Source organism: Micromonospora sp. RV43, from assembly GCF_001029515.1.
Lineage (GTDB): Bacteria > Actinomycetota > Actinomycetes > Mycobacteriales > Micromonosporaceae > Micromonospora > Micromonospora aurantiaca.
Genome location: NZ_LEKG01000176.1, coordinates 1 through 16,678 on the forward strand (window position 1 = coordinate 1; position 16,678 = coordinate 16,678).

Here is a 16,678-nt window from a genome sequence, read left to right on the forward strand (position 1 = left end):
GTTCACGCTCAACGGCACGGTCTGCACCGGCGGCGGGGTGCTCGTGCCGCCGGTGCAGACCGTGCCGTTGAGCGTGAACGACGTGGGGCTCGGGTTCGACCCGGTCCACGAGCCGTTGAAGCCGATCGTGGTGCTCGCGCCGGTGCCGAGCGCGCCGTTGTAGTCCAGGCTGCGCGCGGTGACCGCCGAGCCGCTCTGCTGCCAGGTGGCCGACCAGCCCTGGACCACGCGCTGGCCGCCGTCGGGGAAGGTGAAGCCCAGCGTCCAGTTGCTCACCGGGTCGCCGAGGTTGCGCACCGCCACTGTCGCGGTGAAGCCGCCTTGCCAGGAGTTGGTGGTGTAGGTGACGGCGCAGCCGGTCGCCGCCATCGCGTCCGGCGAGGGCAGGACGGCCGTCGCCGCCAGCGCGAGCGCGCCGACCGCGCCGCCGACGAGCAGGTGCCGCCGGGACGGGCGGGGAATCGAGAACATGCGGGAAGGTCCCATCGTCTGGATGGTGAACGGACGGTGCCCGTCGTGAACCTGCCCGGAAAGCCCGACGCGGCGGCCTGGGGGAGCGCTCCCACGGCCGAGCGTAGAGGTGGATGCCGATGCGTGCAACAGTCGCCGCTCAGCGGCCGCCGCGCCGCCCGCCGTAGAGCCGCAGCGCGTTGCAGACGTCGAACACACCCGGCACGTCCCAGGCCAGCTCGGCGGCGACCAGGCGCGTCTCCGGGTCGGCCACCAGGCCGGCGAGGATGACCACGCGGTTCTGCACGGTCACTGTGATCTGCTGCCGGCGGGTGGTCCAGTCGGCGCTGAGCCGCTGCGCGACGAGCGACGCGAGCCGGGCGTCCGCGTCGTCGGGCTCCGGTCCGCCGCCGGTGTACGGGAACTCGGGGTACGGCCAGGGCATCACCACGGGGAGGGCTCCTTCTGTTCGGTCAGGACCGGTTGCCGGGTTGCGGGGCCCGGCGCCGGGACGCGGCCGTCGACGACTGTGAAGACGCCGTCGAGCCGCATGGTGTGCAGCACGGTGAGCACGAACCGCGACGGGGACAGCAGGCACAGCCGGCGGCCGTCGCGCCGGGCGTCCTGGTGTGCGCGCACCAGCAGGCTGAGCCCGGCGGAGTCGATCACCTCCAGGCCGGACAGGTCGACCAGCTCCATGTCGTCGCGGAGGGAACGCTCGTCGAGAGCGCGGCGGACCGCCGTGGCCGGGTCGAGGTCGTGGGCGGCCGGGGTGCCGGCGACCTGTTCCAGCTCGTCCAGGCCCAGACCGTCGTCGGCGATGGCCGCCCGGGCGCTGCACCGGGGGCAGTGATGCGGTCCGGACGCGAACGGCGAGCCGACCCAGTCGTGCTCGAACACGAGCGTCCACACCACCTCGGCGTCGGGCAGCGTGGCGCCGGTGCCGGTGACGCTGTCGCCGCAGGCGTCGCAGATGAGCATCATGAGGTGGTCCGCGGGAACGACGGTCACACCTCCTCCTTCCGCCGGCCGCCCGTACCGGGCGGCGTCTGCCCCTCCGCCTCCGGCCGGCCCGCGGCGACCACCGCCAGCACGACCGCCACGGCGGCGAAGCCGGTCTGCACCATCAGCGGCAGCACGGGCGATCCGTCGGTGCGGTGGTCCACCAGCCCGACCACGATCGCGCCGAGCAGCGCGGACGCCACGCCGAGCGCGAGTGTCAGCCACACCGGGACGGCCTTGCGCCCCGGCAGGACGAGGCGTCCCAGCCCGCCGACGGCCAGACCCACCACGAGCGCTCCGACGAGCGTGCTGCCGGTCACCACTCCTCCTCAGCGTGATGCGGACGCGACCCGGGCCCGGCCGCGGGCGGCCGGACGGGGCGTGTCGACGACGGGTACGGCGCCGAGCCCGGAGTTCTCCAGGATGCGCCGGATCCGCGGATGTGGATTGCTCAGCGTGAGCAGGCCGCCCTGCCGCGCCAGCCGGCGGTGCACGTCCAGCAGCAGCGCGACGGCGGCGGCGTCCACATGCCGGCACCCGGCGAGGTCGATCGTCAGCTCGCGGGGCCGTAGCGCGAGGATGCGGTCCAGCACGTGGGCGACCTCGGGCAGCCCGGCGAGGTCCAGCTCGTCGGTGATGTCCACGCGCACGTGCGGCACGGCGGACTCCGGCGGGGACGGCAGGCTGGCAGGCATCTGGTCGCTTCCGTGGTGGGATCGGGTCAGACCCCACTCTGCGCAGGGATCTTGGAGGTCACCGGACGGTTGTATGACGGTTCGATGACAAAAACCACGAACGGCCCACGCGATTGGGCGACCCGTGCCGGGCCGGTCATGATGCCCATATGACGGCCGTACTGGTGATCGAGGACGACGACCGCATCCGGCTCGCGCTGCAGCTCGCCCTGGAGGAGGAGGGCTACGAGGCGTACGGCGCGCCGACCGCCGAGGACGGCCTGCGCCGGCAGCGGGAGAAGCCGGCGGACTACGTGCTCGTCGACCTGATGCTGCCCGGCATGAACGGGTTCGACTGCATCCGTCAGCTGCGCCGCGACGACGACGTGCCGGTCGTGGTGATCAGCGCCCGCGACGACACCCACGACATCGTCGCCGCGCTGGAGGCGGGCGCCGACGACTACGTGGTGAAGCCGGTCGCGATCAAGGAGCTGTCCGCCCGGCTGCGGGCGCTGCGCCGGCGCGTACGCACGGTGGCCGGGCCGGTGCCCGCCCAGTTCTTCGGCGACCTGGAGATCAGCGCGGAGGCCGGCGAGGTGCGGCGCTCGGGACAGCCGGTGCCTGTCACCCGCACCGAGTTCCGGCTGCTCTGCGAGCTGGCCGAGCACGCCGGGCGGGTGCTGTCGCGCCAGCAGCTGCTCAGCCGGGTCTGGGGCTACGAGACCGGCGACGAGCGGCTCGTCGACGTGCACGTGGGCCGGCTGCGGCAGAAGATCGAATCCGACCCGGCCAACCCGCGCCACCTGGTCACGCTGCGCGGCCTCGGCTACAAGCTCCAGCGATGACCCGGCCCGGCCTGCGCGCCCGGGTCACCGCGGCGTTCGCCGTCGGAGCGTTGCTGCTGTCCGCGCTGATGGCCCTCTTCTCGTACGACCTGACCCGGCGCTCGCTGCTCGACGAGCGGGAGCGCACCGCGGTACGGGCCGCCTACTACGACGCCGCCGTGGTCCGCTCCGGCCTGGACACCGGCACCCCGGACGTGGTGGCCGTGCTGCGCTCGCTCGACACCGGCAGCGCGCGCCGCCCGCTGCTGCACCTGCCCGACGGCTGGTACGCCCGTACCGCGGACGTGGGCGCCAGCTCGGTGCCGGTGGAGTTGCAGCGCGTGGTGGCCGACGGCAAGCCCGCGGTGCAGCGGATCCGGCTCGACGGGCAGCCCGTGCTGCTTGTCGGCGTGCCGCTGCCCGGCGCGCTCGGCTACTACGAGCTGACCTCGCTGCGGGAGGTCGAGGAGACGTTCCAGGTGGTGGGCCTGGCACTGATCGCCGTGGCGATCATGGTCGCCGGGGCGGGCGCGGCGCTCGGCTGGTACGCCACCCGGCACAGCCTGCGGCCGCTCACCGCGGTCGCCGACGCGGCGGAACGGATCGCGGCCGGCGACTTCGCCACCCGGCTCGACCCGACCACCGATCCCGACCTCACCCGCCTGTCCAGCTCGTTCAACGAGATGGTCGACAAGCTGGTGCACCGCATCGAGCGGGACCGGCGCTTCGCCGCCGACGTGAGCCACGAGCTGCGCTCGCCGTTGCAGACCCTGGCCGCCGCCGCGAGCGTGCTCCACCGCCGCCGGGAGCACCAGGACGAACGCACCGCGACCGCGGCGGGCCTGGTCGCCGACGAGGTGACCCGGTTCCAGCGCCTGGTCGACGATCTCATCCAGCTTGCCCGCACCGAGCAGCCGGCGCACCGCGAGACGGTCGACGTGCTGGAGCTGGCCCGGACCGTCTGCCGGGAGCGGTCGCTGCCGGAGAGCCTGGTGACGGTCGAGGGTGACGCCCCGCGCCTGTGGTGGGTCGACCGGCGCCGGTTCGCCCAGACGCTGCTGAACCTGGTGGAGAACGCCGAGCGGTACGGCGGCGGGCCGGTCGCCGTACGCCTCGGCGGGAGCGACGGCGTGGGCGTGCTGGAGGTCGACGACGACGGTCCGGGTGTACCGCCCGGTGACCGCGAGATCATCTTCGACCGGTTCGTGCGGGGGCGGGCGGCGCACGACCGGGCCGGCACCGACGGCACCGGTCTCGGGCTCGCGCTTGTGGCGCAGCACGCCGCCGCGCACGGCGGTACGGCCGCGGTGCTGGACCGCGAGCCCGGCGCCCGGTTCCGGGTCGAGCTGCCCGGAGCGCTGCGATGAGCCGCCGGCGGCTCCTGCCCGCCCTGCTCGCGGCCGTGCTGCTGGCCGGCTGCGGGGTGCCGGTGGACGACGAGCCCCGCCTGGTGCAGACGCCACCGGGCGCGTTCCCCACCCCCACGGTGTCCTCGACCGCCGACGGCGACGGGCGGGTGGACGAGCCGTTCTGCTTCGTCCGGGACGACGGGCTGGTCGTGGTCAAGCGCCGGGTGGACGGGCTGCCGGAGGTGGATGCGCACCTCCAGCACCTGCTGGCCGGTCCGGACGGCGGCGAGCGCCGTCAGGGACTGGCCACGGCGCTGCCCGGCACGGTCGCGGTGGCCGGGGCGACGCTGGCCGGCACGCTCGCCACGGTCGACGTACGCCAGGCCGGGGAGGAGACCGGCCGCAACGACGAGGTGCTGGCCTTCGGGCAGATCGTGTGCAGCCTCACTCAGCGGCCCGACGTGTTCAGCGTGGCCTTCCGCCGGGACGGTCAGCCGCTGGAGGTGCCACGCGCGGACGGGAGCCTCTCCGCGCTGCCGCTCACCGCCGCCGACTACCGGCCGCTGTTACCTCGCTGACACCCTTCCTTGCCGCTGTGTCCGTATATGAACCGAAATCTCCATCGTCCGTTCGGTTGATTTGGTGGTGACCTTTGGTCTAGTGTGGCTGGCACGACCGGTGTGGGAGGCCACCCGTTCTCCGAGGACAGGAAGGGCAGCATGACCACGATGACCATGGGATCGACCGCCACCGAGGTGCACCGCGCGCCGCAGACGGGCGAGGAGACCCGCGCCAGCGAGCTGATCGCGGCGCTCGCCGCACTGCCGGCCGACCACCCGCAGCGGGCCGCCCTGCGCAACCAGGTCATCGAGGCGTGGCTGCCGCTGGCGAACCACCTGGCCGCCCGCTACAGCGGTCGCGGCGAGCCGGCCGGTGACCTGGCCCAGACCGCGGCGCTGGGCCTGATCAAGGCGGTGGACCGGTTCGACGCCTCGCGCGGTGTCGACTTCGCCGGCTTCGCCATCCCGACCATCCTCGGCGAGATCAAGCGGCACTTCCGCGACCGCACCTGGAACATCCGGGTTCCGCGGCGCCTCCAGGAGCTGCGGCTGCGCATCTCCGAGGCCAACAGCACGCTGACCCAGACGCTCAACCGGGCCCCGACCGTCGCCGACATCGCCGCCCACCTCGACGTCACCGAGGAAGAGGTGCTGGAGGGCCTGGAGGGCGCCCGCGCGTACAACGCGGTCTCGCTGTCCACCCCGATCGGCGACGGCGACAGCGCCACCGAGCTGGGCGACACGCTCGGCACCGAGGACAACGAGTACGAGCTGGCCGACCTGCGCGCCTCGCTCGGCCCGGCGCTCGCCACGCTCGACGAGCGGGAGCAGAAGATCCTCACGCTCCGCTTCTACGGCAACCTGACCCAGAGCGAGATCGCCGCCCGGGTCGGTGTCTCCCAGATGCACGTGTCCCGGCTGCTCGCCCGCGCCCTGACCAAGCTGCGCGGCCAGCTCACCGAGGCCTGATCGACCCTTGACGCGACCCCCGCCGGCCCGTCCGGCGGGGGTCGCGTCGTGTCACCAGCGCGAGGGCGGGGGCGGCGGCACCACCGGCGGCCGGTCGTCGCAGGTGATGGTGTTCGGCAGCAGCCACGGGGCCAGCCACCCGCCGTCGTTGCCACCCAGATCGGTCAGGGCGAACTCCGACCCGGCGGGTGTGAAGTGGAACGACCCGCAGTTGTTCACGCCGACCGCGCCCACGTTGCGGGCGTCGACGTTCGCGAAGCTCGCCCCGCCCGCCGTACGCGCGCTGACCACCGACGTGCCGGTGCCGTCGACCCGGATGTCGCGGAAGCGGACGTTGTCGATGCGGACGCTGTCCTTCACCGGCCAGTCGCTGACCAGCATGATCGCGTTGTAGGTGCTGTCCAGGTACGCGTCGCCGGTCACCTGGATGTCGGCGGCGTCGATGCTGCGGTCCAGCGCGTAGAACCAGATCGCGCCGAGGCCGATGTTCCAGTTCAGGTCGTACGTGCCGGCCCGCACAGTGGTGTTGCCGGTGATCCGCAGTCGGCCGGTGAACGGCTCGGCCCCGAACCGGGAGCCCACCTGGATCGCGCTGCCCTCGCGTACCGGGTCGGCGATCAGGTTGTGCGCGACGGTCAGGTCGGTGCCGCCGTACAGCGCGATGCCGTTGGCGAGCACCGGCGACTGCACCGTGTTGTAGGCGAACGTGTTCGACGCGTTCGCCGTACCCTCCGACCACATCGCCAGCGCGTCGTCGCCGCTGTTGCGGACCACCGAGTTCGTCACCGACGAGTGCGTGACGCCGGTGTGGAAGTTCAGCCCGTCGGCGATCTGGTCGGCGATCACCGTGTTCGTGACCCGCAGGCCGGTCATCGGCCCGTCGAACCACATGCCGACCTTCGTGTGGTGCAGGTAGAGGCCGTCGATGGTGCTGTGGTTCAGCGCCCCGCCGACGGCGTTCACCTGGTCGGTGTCGATCCGCTCCCGCACGTCGCCCTCGATCGCGAAACCGGACAGGTGCACGTCGCTGCTGCCGCCGTCGGCGGCGTCGCGGCCGTAGAAGCCGACACCCGTGTGGCGGGAGCCGTCGGGCGCCGGGGTGTCCAGGGCGACCTCGCGCCCAGGCACGATCGTGTACCAGCTCCCGGCCCCGGCGATCGTCACGTCGTCGACGATTATGTGCCGGTTGACCTGGTAGGTGCCCGGCGGCAGGTAAAGCGGGCGGTCCACCCGGCGGGCGTACGCGATCGCGCGGTCGAACGCGTCGGCGGACTCCCGGCGGCCGGTCGGGTCGGCGCCGAAGGACAGCGCGTTCACCGCGCGGGGGACCACGCGGGGCGGCGCGACCAGGTGCGCGTCCACCAGGTCGATCACCGTCCACGCGGCGGCCGTACCGCGCGGCGCGGTCAGCCGGACCACCTCGCCGGCCCGATGGGTACGGCCGAGCAGCAGGCGCTGCTCGTCGTAGAAGTGGTGCGGCCGGAACGGCTTGCTGATCACCGGCGCGGGCGTGGTGGCGGCCGGGACGCAGGAGCACTCGGTGATCCACCAGTCCGGGTGCAGCAGGTCGGCGCCGGGATCGTTTGTGAACGGGTACTGGTTGTAGAGCCAGGCGTACTGCGAGGTCAGCGTCATGGTGCGGGCGGGCGCGTGCCCGACTGACACCCGCAGCGGCGCGGTGATCCCGCCGCCGCCCGGCGCGTCCGGGATGCTGTAGCGCACGGTCAGCGCGTTCGTGGCCCGGGGGAGCGTGAGTTCGACGTACTGGCCGGGCAGCAGGCGTACGGCCCGGCGGCCGGACGCCTCACCGGCGAGTGTGTACGCCGACCGGTCCGGCCCGATCATGGCGCCGGTGGTCCGGCCGTGTTCCGCCTCCTGTTCGACGTAGTCCACAGTCGCACCGCGACCGGCGACGAGCGCGGGGTCGAGCCCGGCGCGGGTCACCACGGGAGCCGGTCCGCGCGGCGGGCCCGCAGTGGCGGCACCGGGCGGTACGAGCAGGGCGGCGGCGACGAGCGCCGCCGCGAGGATCCTCGGCACGCTCCGCGACATCGGAGCACCCACTTTCTCGGGGGACGGGTGGCCTCGGCGGCGCAGGCCATCGACAAGGTTCCTCATGTTATTCCGGTGCTCTGTTGCCTTTCAAGCATCAATCTGCTCGCATCTTTCGGACCGCTTGCCTCCGCACGCGGCAAGAACCGACCACTTCGGCTGTTCATTTCTTGCAAGAATCCGACGTACGATTGCCGCCGTGACGAAGCGCCTGACCGAGGTGGCCCGCAAGGCGGGCGTCAGCGAGGCGACCGTGAGCCGGGTGCTCAACGGCCGCGGCGGCGTGTCCGAGGCGACCCGGACCGCCGTGCTGACCGCCCTCGACGTGCTCGGATACGAGCGCCCGACGAAACTGCGCGGCGAGCGTGCCCGCCTGGTCGGCCTGGTGCTGCCGGAGTTGCAGAACCCGATCTTCCCGGCCCTGGCCGAGGTGGTCACCGGCTCCCTCGCCCAGCGCGGCTTCACCCCGGCGCTCTGCGCCCGCACCATCGGCGGCGTGCCGGAGTCCGGATACGTGGAGATGCTGCTCGACCACCAGGTCAGCGGCGTCATCTTCGCCGGTGGCTCGTATGCCCTCGCCGACGCCTCGCACGAGCACTACCGGCGCCTGACCGACCGTGGCCTGCCCGTGGTGCTCGTCAACGCCGGCGTCGAGGAGCTGGGCTTCCCGCGGGTGTCCACTGATGACGCGGTCGCCGTCGAGCAGGCGTACGGGCACCTGCGCTCCCTCGGCCACGAGCGGATCGGCATGGTGCTCGGCCCGGCCGACCACGTGCCCTCGCGCCGCAAGCTCGACGCCATGGTCCGGGCGGCCGGCTGGGGCGAGGACCGGTCCCTGGTGGAGCGGTCCAGCTTCTCCATGGAGGGGGCGCGGGTCGCGGCCACGAAGCTGATCGAGCGCGGCGCCACCGGGATCGTCTGCGCCAGCGACGTGCTGGCGCTGGGCACCATCCGGGCCGCCCGCCGCCTGGGCTGCGCCGTACCGGCCGACGTCTCGGTGGTCGGCTTCGACGACTCGGCGTTCATGACCTGCACCGATCCGCCGCTGACCACTGTGCGGCAGCCGATCGAGACGATGGGCCAGGCCGCTGTGGACCTCCTGGTGACCCAGATCGAGGGCGCCGGCGTGCTGCACGACGAGCTGCTGTTCGAGCCCGAGCTGGTGGTACGCGGCTCCACCGCCCCCGCCCCTCGCCGCTGACCCCCGGCGGCTTCCGCCGCCTCGCCCTGCCCCGCCGCGCCACGTCCGTCGATCTTGGAGTAATGGCGCCCGGAATGCGGCCTACTTCCGTTATCTGAGGTGCCACAACTCCAAGATCGACGGACGGCCCGCGCCGCAGTCGAGTTCTTGCATTCTTGCGTCCGCATCTTGCTGAGTTCGGTTCGCGTCGCTACAGTGACTCCACTCACACCTGACCCGGGGCGCGGTTTCCGGAGGCAGGGCGCGCGCCGGTTGCCGTTCCACCACCTGAGGGCAGCCGCGCGGTCACCGCACATCAGTGAAGGCCATGGATACACCCGTTCCCGAAGGGATGGACAGATGTCCGTACCGCAGTATCGGAAGGTCGCGGCGCTCGCGCTCGCGGCCGGCCTCGGGCTCAGCCTTGCGGCGTGCTCCACCAAGAGCGACGACAGCAGCGACGCCGGCGGCAAGGTCACCATCACCGTCGACTGCCAGCCGGTCGGCGCGCAGAAGGAACTGTTGAAGAACTGGAACGACGACGTCGCCGAGTTCCAGCGGCAGAACCCGGACATCGTCGTCAAGAGCGTCAGCGTCGGCGAGCAGTGCAACAACCCGCCGGACTTCACCGCCCGCCTCGCCGGCGGCACCGTCACCGACGTGTTCTACGGCTACATGACCGACCTGCAGCAGGTGCTGGACTCCGGTCAGGCGATGGACATCGGCCAGTACGCCACCAAGGACACCATCCCCACCTGGGACAGCGTCGACCCGGCGCTGAAGGAGGTCTTCACCGACGGCGGCAAGCTCTACGCCGTACCGGTGAAGAACTACTCGATGGGCCTGATCTACAACAAGGCGCTGTTCCAGCGGGCCGGGCTCGACGTGAACAACCCGCCGAAGACCTGGCCCGAGGTGCGGGCCGCGGCCAAGAAGATCTCCGCGCTCGGCGACGGCATCGCCGGGTACGCCGAGTACAGCGCCGGCAACACCGGCGGCTGGCACTTCACCTCGCTGCTCTACTCCCAGGGCGGCCAGGTGCTCAGCGCCGACGGCAAGAAGGCCGACTTCAACAACGCGATGGGCAAGCAGGTCCTGCAGAACCTCAAGGACATGCGGTACGGCGACAACAGCATGGGCAGCCGGCAGCTGCTCCAGTGGGGTGACCTGCTCACCAACGCCGGCGCCGGCAAGGTCGGCATGTTCATCGGCGCGCCGGACGCGACCCAGGCGATCGTGAGCCAGTTCCAGGGCAAGTACCAGGACTGGGCGATGGGTCCGCTGCCCGGCCAGGACGGGCCGGCCAAGGCCACGCTCGGCGGCGGCGAGGGTTACTTCTTCAAGAAGGGCCTGAGCCCGGAGCAGGTCAAGGCCGGTCTGAAGTGGCTCGCCTACCAGAAGCTGACCCCTGGCAAGGGCCAGTTCGACTACGTGCGCGCCAAGCCGCAGAACTACCCGGTCGGCCTGCCCCAGCCGCTGCTGTTCACGAACGGCAGCGACGCGCAGAAGCAGGAACTGGAGCTGCGCAAGGCCAACGCGAACGTGGACACCACCAACTTCGCGGTCTTCGAGGCCAACCCGGTGCCGATCAAGGGGGAGCCGCGCAACGCCCAGGCCGTCTACGCGGTGCTCGACGCCGCGATGTCCGGGGTGCTGACCAACCCGAACGCGAACATCGACGCGCTGCTCAAGACCGCCGAGGACAAGGTCAACCAGCTTCTGGCCGCGCAGAGCTGACCCGACCGGAGGTGGGGCCGGCGCACCGGCCCCACCTCCCCGAGCACCGCAGGAGTCGCCTTGGCGCTCACCACCGCCCCCGGTGCCACCCGCCGTCCCGGCCCCGCCGCGCCGAAGCCGTCGCGTACCGCCGGACGCCGCGCCGGACTCGGCCGCAAGGTCCGGGACAACCTCACCGGGCACGCGTTCCTCATCGGCGCTGTCGTCTGCTTCGCCGTCTTCTCCTGGTACCCGATGGTCCGCGGCGTCGTGATGAGCTTCCAGCGCACCCGCCGCGGTGAGACCACCTGGGTGGGCTGGGACAACTACAGCCGGATCATCGCCGATCCGAGCTTCTGGACCGCCTGGAAGAACACGTTCGTCTTCACCGGCCTGGCGCTCGTCCTCGGCTACCTGGTGCCGTTCTTCGTGGCGATCCTGCTCAACGAGCTGCGCCACGCGAAGGGCTACCTGCGGGTGCTCGTCTACCTGCCGGTGATGCTGCCGCCGGCGTCCGCGCTGTTCCTGTTCAAGTTCTACGCGTACGACCCGAGCGAGGCGGGGCTGTTCAACGCGATCCTCACCGCGCTGGGACTGCCCACGTCGGAGTGGATGCAGTCGCCCACGATGACGATGCCGGCCATGGTGATCGCGTCGACCTGGATGAACATGGGCGGCGCCGTGCTGATCTACCTGGCCGCGCTGCAGAACATCCCCGGCGAGCTGTACGAGGCCGCCGAGATCGACGGTGCCGGGGTGTGGCGGCGAATCCTGCACGTGACGGTCCCGCAGACCCGGCTGATCCTCGCGCTGCTGGCGATGCTCCAGATCGTCGCCACCATGCAGCTGTTCATCGAGCCGCTGATCCTCGCCAACGGCGCCGGTACGCAGGACTCGGCGACCTCCGTGGCGTACCTGATCTACCAGCACGGGTTCTTCCAGAACGACCTCAACGGCGCCGCCGCGCTCGGCGTGATCATGCTGGTGGTGCTGGCCGGGTTCTCCGCCGTCTACCTGCGACTGACCGCGAGACAGGACTAGGACATGGCCGCCGACCTCACCACCCGTACCCTCGTCTCCCACGCCCAGCTGCGGCGCGGTCGCAGCCGCGTCCTCTACTGGCTCGTGCTCTCCGTGGTCGTGGCCGGGTTCACGCTGGTGTTCCTCGGCCCGCTGTACTGGATGGTCACCGGCGCGCTGAAGTCCGGCCAGGAGATCGCCCAGACGCCGCCGTCGCTGTTCCCGCGCGACCCGCAGCCGGGCAACTACGTCGACGCCTGGAACAACCTGGATCTCGCGAAGCTGCTGTTCAACACGTTCTACTACGCCACCGGCGCGGTGGTGTTCCAGCTCGTCCTCGACACCGCGGCGGCGTACGCGTTGTCGAAGCTGCGCCCGGTGCTGGGCAAGCTGATCCTCGGCATGATGCTGGCGACGCTGATGATCCCGGCGATGGTGCTGATCGTCCCGCAGTACGTCACGGTGATCGACCTGCCGATCGTGCACGTCAACCTGCTCGACTCGCCGTTCGCGATCTGGCTGCCGCTGGTGGCGAACGCGTTCAACATCTTCCTGCTGAAACGGTTCTTCGACTCGATCCCGGAGGACCTGATGGCAGCCGCCGTGATGGACGGCGCCACCCCGCTGCGCACGCTCTGGTCGATCGTCCTGCCGATGTCCCGCCCGATCCTCGGCGTCGTGGCGATCTTCGCGGTGACGGCGGTCTGGAAGGACTTCCTCTGGCCGAAGCTGGTCATGCCGTCGCCGGAGACGCGGACCGTCAGCGTCGGCATCTACGCCTTCGCCGGCGGCACCCCGATGAACGTGGTCATCGCCGCGTCGGTGATCGCCGCGATCCCCACAGTCGTGCTGTTCCTGATCTTCCAGCGCAACATCATGTCCGGCCTGACCACAGGCGGCCTCAAGGGCTGACCCCGCGCCACCGCCCGCACCCGGGCCGCGAGCCCGCCGCAGCAGAACCGACCCGCAGAAAGCAGGTGCCCGTGTCCATGGCCGACAACAGCCCGTGGTGGCGCTCCGCGGTGATCTACCAGGTCTATCCGCGCAGCTTCGCCGACGGCGACGGCGACGGGATCGGCGACGTCGCCGGCATCCGGTCCCGCCTGGATCACCTCGCCGCGCTCGGCGTCGACGCCATCTGGTTCAGCCCCTGGTACCCGTCGCCGATGGCCGACGCCGGCTACGACGTGTCCGACTACCGCGACATCGACCCGGTCTTCGGCACCCTCGCCGAGGTGGAGGCACTGATCGCGGAGGCGCACGCGCTCGGCATCCGCAGCATCGTCGACGTGGTGCCCAACCACTGCTCCGACGCGCACCCCTGGTTCCGGGCCGCGCTCGCCGGCGGGCCGGGCGCGCCCGAGCGGGACCTGTTCTGGTTCCGCGCCGGCCGGGGACCGGGTGGCGACCTGCCGCCCACCGACTGGACCGGCGAGTTCGGCGGCCCCACCTGGACCCGCACCACCGACCCGGACGGCACCCCCGGCGACTGGTACCTGCACCTGTTCGCCCCGCAGCAACCCGACCTCAACTGGGACCACCCCCGGGTCCGCGCCGAGTTCGAGGACATCCTGCGCTTCTGGTTCGACAGAGGCGTGGACGGCATCCGCATCGACTCGGCCGGGCTGCTCGTCAAGGACGGCACGCTGCCCGAGGTGCGCCCGGACCGGCCGCACCCGTTCCGCGACCAGGACGGCGTGCACGACGTGTACCGCGCCTGGCGGCGCATCGCCGACTCGTACCCGGGCGGGCGGGCCCTGGTCGGCGAGGTGTGGCTGCCCGACCGGCAGCGGTTCGCGAACTACCTGCGCCCGGACGAGCTGCACACCGCGTTCAACTTCGACTTCCTCGGCTGCGCCTGGGACGCCACGTCACTGCGGGAGAGCATCGACGGCACGCTCGCCGCGCACGCCCCGGTCGGCGCGCCGGCCACCTGGGTGCTGTCCAACCACGACGTCACCCGTCACGTCACCCGGTACGGCCGCGCCGACACCCGGTTCAGCTTCGCCGCCAAGCGCGAGGGCATCCCCACCGACCTGGAACTGGGCACCCGCCGCGCCCGCGCCGCCGCGCTGCTGTCCCTCGCACTGCCTGGCGCCGCCTACGTCTACCAGGGCGAGGAGCTGGGGCTCTGGGAGGTCGAGGACATCCCGTACGAGTTGCGGCAGGACCCGATGTGGGAGCGGTCCGGGCGGGTCGACCCCGGCCGCGACGGCTGCCGGGTGCCGCTGCCCTGGCAGGGCGACACCCCGCCGTTCGGGTTCAGCCCCGACGGCGCGACTGCCGCGCCGTGGCTGCCGCAACCGGCCGACTGGAAGGACCGCACGGTCCGCGCCCAGACCGGCGATCCGCACTCGATGCTGGAGCTGTACCGGGCCGCGCTGACGCTGCGCCGCGCCGAACCCGCGCTCGGCGACGGCACGCTCACCTGGCTGCCCGCACCGGACGGCGTGCTCGCGTTCGCCCGCGAACCCGGCTTCACCTGCCTGGTCAACCTCGGCGACGCAGCGGTGCCGCTGCCCGCGCACGACCGGCTGCTGCTGGCCAGCGGCCCACTCGACGACGACCGGCTGCCACCGGACACCGCGGTCTGGCTGCGTACCCGATCGGCCTGACCGCGGCGCCGGCGGTCCCGTCCCGCCGCCGGCGCCGCGACACCGGCGGCCCGTCCCGGCCGCCACCACGCGACACACCTGGGGAGGAGGAAGGAGAGGCAACGCCGCACGGGGGGATCTGGCCACCGACGAAAGGGAGCACACCCCGCATGGCCGAGCACCGCACCGAGCACCGCACCGCGCACCGCCACCGCAGCACCGGCGTGGCCGCCCTCGCCGCCGCCGCGCTCGCCGCCTCGACACTCGTCGTCGTGGCGCTCACCACGACCGCCGCCCCGGCGCGTGCCGCCGGACTGTCCCCGTTCGACATCACCGGACGCGGCGCCACGGTGCCGTTCCGGGAGCAGGAGGCCGAACAGGCCGCCCACACCGGCACGAAGATCGGCCCCGACCGGCGCTACGGCACGCTGCCGTCCGAGGCGTCCGGCCGGGAGGCGGTCACGCTCGACGCCGTCGGCGAGTACGTCGAGTTCACGCTCACCGCCCCGGCCAACGCGGTCACGTTCCGGTACAGCCTGCCGGACAACGCCGCCGGCACCGGCCGCGACGCCACCATCGACCTGCGCGCCAACGGCGCGCTGGTCAAGGCGGTGCCGGTCACCTCCCGGTACGGCTGGTACTACGGCGGCTACCCGTTCAACAACAACCCGGGCGACACCAACCCGCACCACTTCTACGACGAGACCCGGACCATGTTCGGCACCACGTACCCGGCCGGCACGAAGATCCGCCTCCAGGTCTCCTCGACCGCCCAGTCACCCACGTTCACCATCGACCTGGCCGACTTCGAGCTGGTCGGCGCGCAGATCACCAAGCCGTCCGGCGTGCTGGACGTGGTGACCGACTTCGGCGCCGACCCCACCGGCGCCACCGACTCGACGGCGAAGTTCCAGGCCGCGGTGGACGCCGGCAAGGCACAGGGCCGGGCGGTGTGGATCCCGGCCGGCACGTTCACGCTCTGGGACCACGTGGTGGTCGACGGCGTGACGCTGCGCGGCGCCGGCCCCTGGTACTCGGTGCTCGGCGGCCGGCACCCCACCGACCGCAAGCGCGCCGCCGGCATCTACGGCAAGTACGTGCCGGGCGGCGGCTACTCCGGCGAGATCCGCCCGCACGAGGCCGGCGGACCCAGCCGCAACGTCACGCTGCGGGACTTCGCCGTCATCGGCGACATCCGGGAACGCGTCGACGAGGACCAGGTCAACGCCATAGGTGGCGCGATGACGAACTCGGTGGTGGACAACCTGTGGTTGCAGCACACCAAGGTCGGCGCCTGGATGGACGGTCCGATGGACAACTTCACCATCCGCAACAGCCGCATCCTCGACCAGACCGCCGACGGGGTGAACTTCCACTGGGGCGTCACCAACTCCACGGTCACCAACACGTTCGTCCGCAACACCGGTGACGACGCGCTGGCCATGTGGGCGCAGAGCGTGCCCAACGTCGGCAACTCCTTCACCCGCAACACCATCGGCGTGACGATCCTGGCCAACCACCTGGTCACGTACGGCGGGCGGGACATCACCATCGCCGACAACGTCACAGCCGACTCGGTCACCAACGGCGGCGGCATCCACGTGGCGAACCGCTATCCGGGCGTCACCGGGCCGACCGCCGTGTCCGGCACCATCACGGTGGCCCGCAACACCCTGATCCGCAACGGCAACTCCGACTACAACTGGCAGTTCGGCGTGGGCGCGATCTGGTTCTCCGCGCTCAACGAGCCGATTCAGGGCGCCACGATCAACGTCACCGACACCGACATCCTGGACAGCTCGTACGCGGCGCTGCACTGGATCGAGGGGCAGACCAGCGGCATCTCGTTCGACAACGTGCGAATCGACGGCGCGGGCACGTACGCGCTCCAGGTGCAGGCGCCCAGCCAGGTCCGGTTCACCAACGTCCGCGCCACCGGCATCGCGCAGTCCAACCCGATCCACAACTGCGTCGGCAGCGGCTTCCAGATCACCCAGGGCGCCGGCAACTCGGGCTGGTACACGCCCACCCCGTACTGCGGGCCGTGGCCGCAGCCGCAGTGGGGCAACGGCCCGTCCAGCCCGCCGCCCACCAGCCCGGCGCCGACCACGGCAACGCCGACGACGGCCCCGCCGACCACAGCGCCGCCGACCACGCCGCCGCCGGCCGGCGGGAACGTCGTCGGTGGCGACCGGGGACAGGAAACCGGGCTCGTCGGCGTCGGGCCGGTCGACCGCGCGCAGCACGAGCGTGGTCACGATCAACAGCACTGCGAGCCCGAGCGGCCT

The 16,678-nt window shown here is 71.9% G+C and carries 16 protein-coding genes; 10 read left to right on the forward strand and 6 right to left on the reverse strand.

Annotated features, from left to right (window positions below; translation table 11 throughout):
• From ABD52_RS30585 to ABD52_RS30605, 5 genes are all read right to left on the reverse strand, one after another.
• The coding region (locus ABD52_RS30585) for a cellulose-binding domain-containing protein (protein ID WP_047894051.1) at positions 1 to 471 on the reverse strand (471 nt) is incomplete at its 3' end.
• 139 nt (positions 472 to 610) lie between these two features.
• Entirely contained in the window at positions 611 to 895 is a 285-nt protein-coding gene (locus tag ABD52_RS30590; RefSeq protein ID WP_174361795.1) for a BON domain-containing protein, read from the reverse strand.
• On the reverse strand, positions 895 to 1,461 hold the full coding sequence (locus tag ABD52_RS30595; RefSeq protein WP_013286139.1) for an STAS domain-containing protein: 567 nt from the start codon (positions 1,459 to 1,461) through the stop codon (positions 895 to 897). Before ABD52_RS30595 ends, ABD52_RS30590 begins: the two co-directional genes overlap by 1 nt.
• Positions 1,458 to 1,772, reverse strand: coding sequence for a GlsB/YeaQ/YmgE family stress response membrane protein (locus tag ABD52_RS30600; RefSeq protein ID WP_013286140.1), 315 nt, complete (start codon positions 1,770 to 1,772; stop codon positions 1,458 to 1,460). Before ABD52_RS30600 ends, ABD52_RS30595 begins: the two co-directional genes overlap by 4 nt.
• 9 nt (positions 1,773 to 1,781) lie before the next feature.
• A complete protein-coding gene (locus ABD52_RS30605; RefSeq protein WP_013476930.1) occupies positions 1,782 to 2,147 on the reverse strand; it encodes an STAS domain-containing protein in 366 nt (121 codons plus the stop codon).
• A gap of 149 nt (positions 2,148 to 2,296) precedes the next feature.
• Between ABD52_RS30605 and ABD52_RS30610 the strand changes: the two genes are divergently transcribed.
• The 4 genes from ABD52_RS30610 (at position 2,297) to ABD52_RS30625 (ending at position 5,828) form a co-directional block, all read left to right on the forward strand.
• Complete coding sequence (locus ABD52_RS30610) at positions 2,297 to 2,971, forward strand: response regulator transcription factor (RefSeq protein WP_013286142.1); 675 nt, start codon at positions 2,297 to 2,299, stop codon at positions 2,969 to 2,971.
• Positions 2,968 to 4,317 carry a cell wall metabolism sensor histidine kinase WalK gene (locus tag ABD52_RS30615; RefSeq protein WP_030273968.1) on the forward strand — a complete coding sequence of 450 codons (1,350 nt, stop codon included), beginning with the start codon at positions 2,968 to 2,970 and terminating at the stop codon, positions 4,315 to 4,317. Before ABD52_RS30610 ends, ABD52_RS30615 begins: the two co-directional genes overlap by 4 nt.
• A complete protein-coding gene (locus ABD52_RS30620) occupies positions 4,314 to 4,877 on the forward strand; it encodes a GerMN domain-containing protein (RefSeq protein WP_013286144.1) in 564 nt (187 codons plus the stop codon). The genes ABD52_RS30615 and ABD52_RS30620 overlap by 4 nt, the downstream gene beginning before the upstream one ends.
• Before the next feature lie 141 nt (positions 4,878 to 5,018).
• A complete protein-coding gene (locus ABD52_RS30625; protein WP_013286145.1) occupies positions 5,019 to 5,828 on the forward strand; it encodes a SigB/SigF/SigG family RNA polymerase sigma factor in 810 nt (269 codons plus the stop codon).
• Between the two features lie 51 nt (positions 5,829 to 5,879).
• On the opposite strand, the gene ABD52_RS30630 is transcribed toward ABD52_RS30625, so the two are convergent.
• Positions 5,880 to 7,880 (reverse strand): glycosyl hydrolase family 28-related protein, encoded by a 2,001-nt coding sequence (locus tag ABD52_RS30630; protein ID WP_200905269.1) that lies wholly within the window; start codon positions 7,878 to 7,880, stop codon positions 5,880 to 5,882.
• A 199-nt stretch (positions 7,881 to 8,079) separates the two neighbouring features.
• On the opposite strand from ABD52_RS30630, the gene ABD52_RS30635 reads away from it, so the two are divergent.
• The 6 genes from ABD52_RS30635 to ABD52_RS30660 form a co-directional block, all read left to right on the forward strand.
• The gene (locus ABD52_RS30635) at positions 8,080 to 9,081 is read left to right on the forward strand and encodes a LacI family DNA-binding transcriptional regulator (RefSeq protein ID WP_013286147.1); all 1,002 of its coding nucleotides are present in this window, start codon (positions 8,080 to 8,082) and stop codon (positions 9,079 to 9,081) included.
• A gap of 339 nt (positions 9,082 to 9,420) precedes the next feature.
• A complete protein-coding gene (locus tag ABD52_RS30640) occupies positions 9,421 to 10,797 on the forward strand; it encodes an ABC transporter substrate-binding protein (RefSeq protein WP_030275156.1) in 1,377 nt (458 codons plus the stop codon).
• A gap of 60 nt (positions 10,798 to 10,857) precedes the next feature.
• Positions 10,858 to 11,817, forward strand: coding sequence for a carbohydrate ABC transporter permease (locus ABD52_RS30645; RefSeq protein WP_047894053.1), 960 nt, complete (start codon positions 10,858 to 10,860; stop codon positions 11,815 to 11,817).
• Between the two features lie 3 nt (positions 11,818 to 11,820).
• Positions 11,821 to 12,708, forward strand: a complete 888-nt coding sequence (locus ABD52_RS30650; protein WP_047894054.1) for a carbohydrate ABC transporter permease — start codon at positions 11,821 to 11,823, stop codon at positions 12,706 to 12,708.
• A 77-nt stretch (positions 12,709 to 12,785) separates the two neighbouring features.
• Positions 12,786 to 14,411: a glycoside hydrolase family 13 protein gene (locus ABD52_RS30655; RefSeq protein ID WP_047894055.1), complete on the forward strand. Its 1,626-nt coding sequence runs from the start codon at positions 12,786 to 12,788 to the stop codon at positions 14,409 to 14,411.
• Positions 14,412 to 14,560: 149 nt separating this feature from the next.
• Positions 14,561 to 16,678 (forward strand): glycosyl hydrolase family 28-related protein (locus ABD52_RS30660; RefSeq protein ID WP_235437604.1); only part of this gene is annotated, 2,118 nt, incomplete at its 3' end.

Excerpts from the sequence above, each read along its gene's own strand:
- ABD52_RS30605 (WP_013476930.1), bottom strand. The coding sequence starts at position 2,147 with ATGCCTGCCAGCCTGCCGTCCCCGCCGGAGTCCGCCGTGCCGCACGTG.
- ABD52_RS30625 (WP_013286145.1), top strand. The coding sequence starts at position 5,019 with ATGACCACGATGACCATGGGATCGACCGCCACCGAGGTGCACCGCGCG.
- ABD52_RS30630 (WP_200905269.1), bottom strand. The coding sequence starts at position 7,880 with ATGTCGCGGAGCGTGCCGAGGATCCTCGCGGCGGCGCTCGTCGCCGCC.
- ABD52_RS30650 (WP_047894054.1), top strand. The coding sequence starts at position 11,821 with ATGGCCGCCGACCTCACCACCCGTACCCTCGTCTCCCACGCCCAGCTG.
- ABD52_RS30590 (WP_174361795.1), bottom strand. The coding sequence starts at position 895 with ATGCCCTGGCCGTACCCCGAGTTCCCGTACACCGGCGGCGGACCGGAG.
- ABD52_RS30610 (WP_013286142.1), top strand. The coding sequence starts at position 2,297 with ATGACGGCCGTACTGGTGATCGAGGACGACGACCGCATCCGGCTCGCG.
- ABD52_RS30640 (WP_030275156.1), top strand. The coding sequence starts at position 9,421 with ATGTCCGTACCGCAGTATCGGAAGGTCGCGGCGCTCGCGCTCGCGGCC.
- ABD52_RS30615 (WP_030273968.1), top strand. The coding sequence starts at position 2,968 with ATGACCCGGCCCGGCCTGCGCGCCCGGGTCACCGCGGCGTTCGCCGTC.
- ABD52_RS30655 (WP_047894055.1), top strand. The coding sequence starts at position 12,786 with ATGGCCGACAACAGCCCGTGGTGGCGCTCCGCGGTGATCTACCAGGTC.
- ABD52_RS30620 (WP_013286144.1), top strand. The coding sequence starts at position 4,314 with ATGAGCCGCCGGCGGCTCCTGCCCGCCCTGCTCGCGGCCGTGCTGCTG.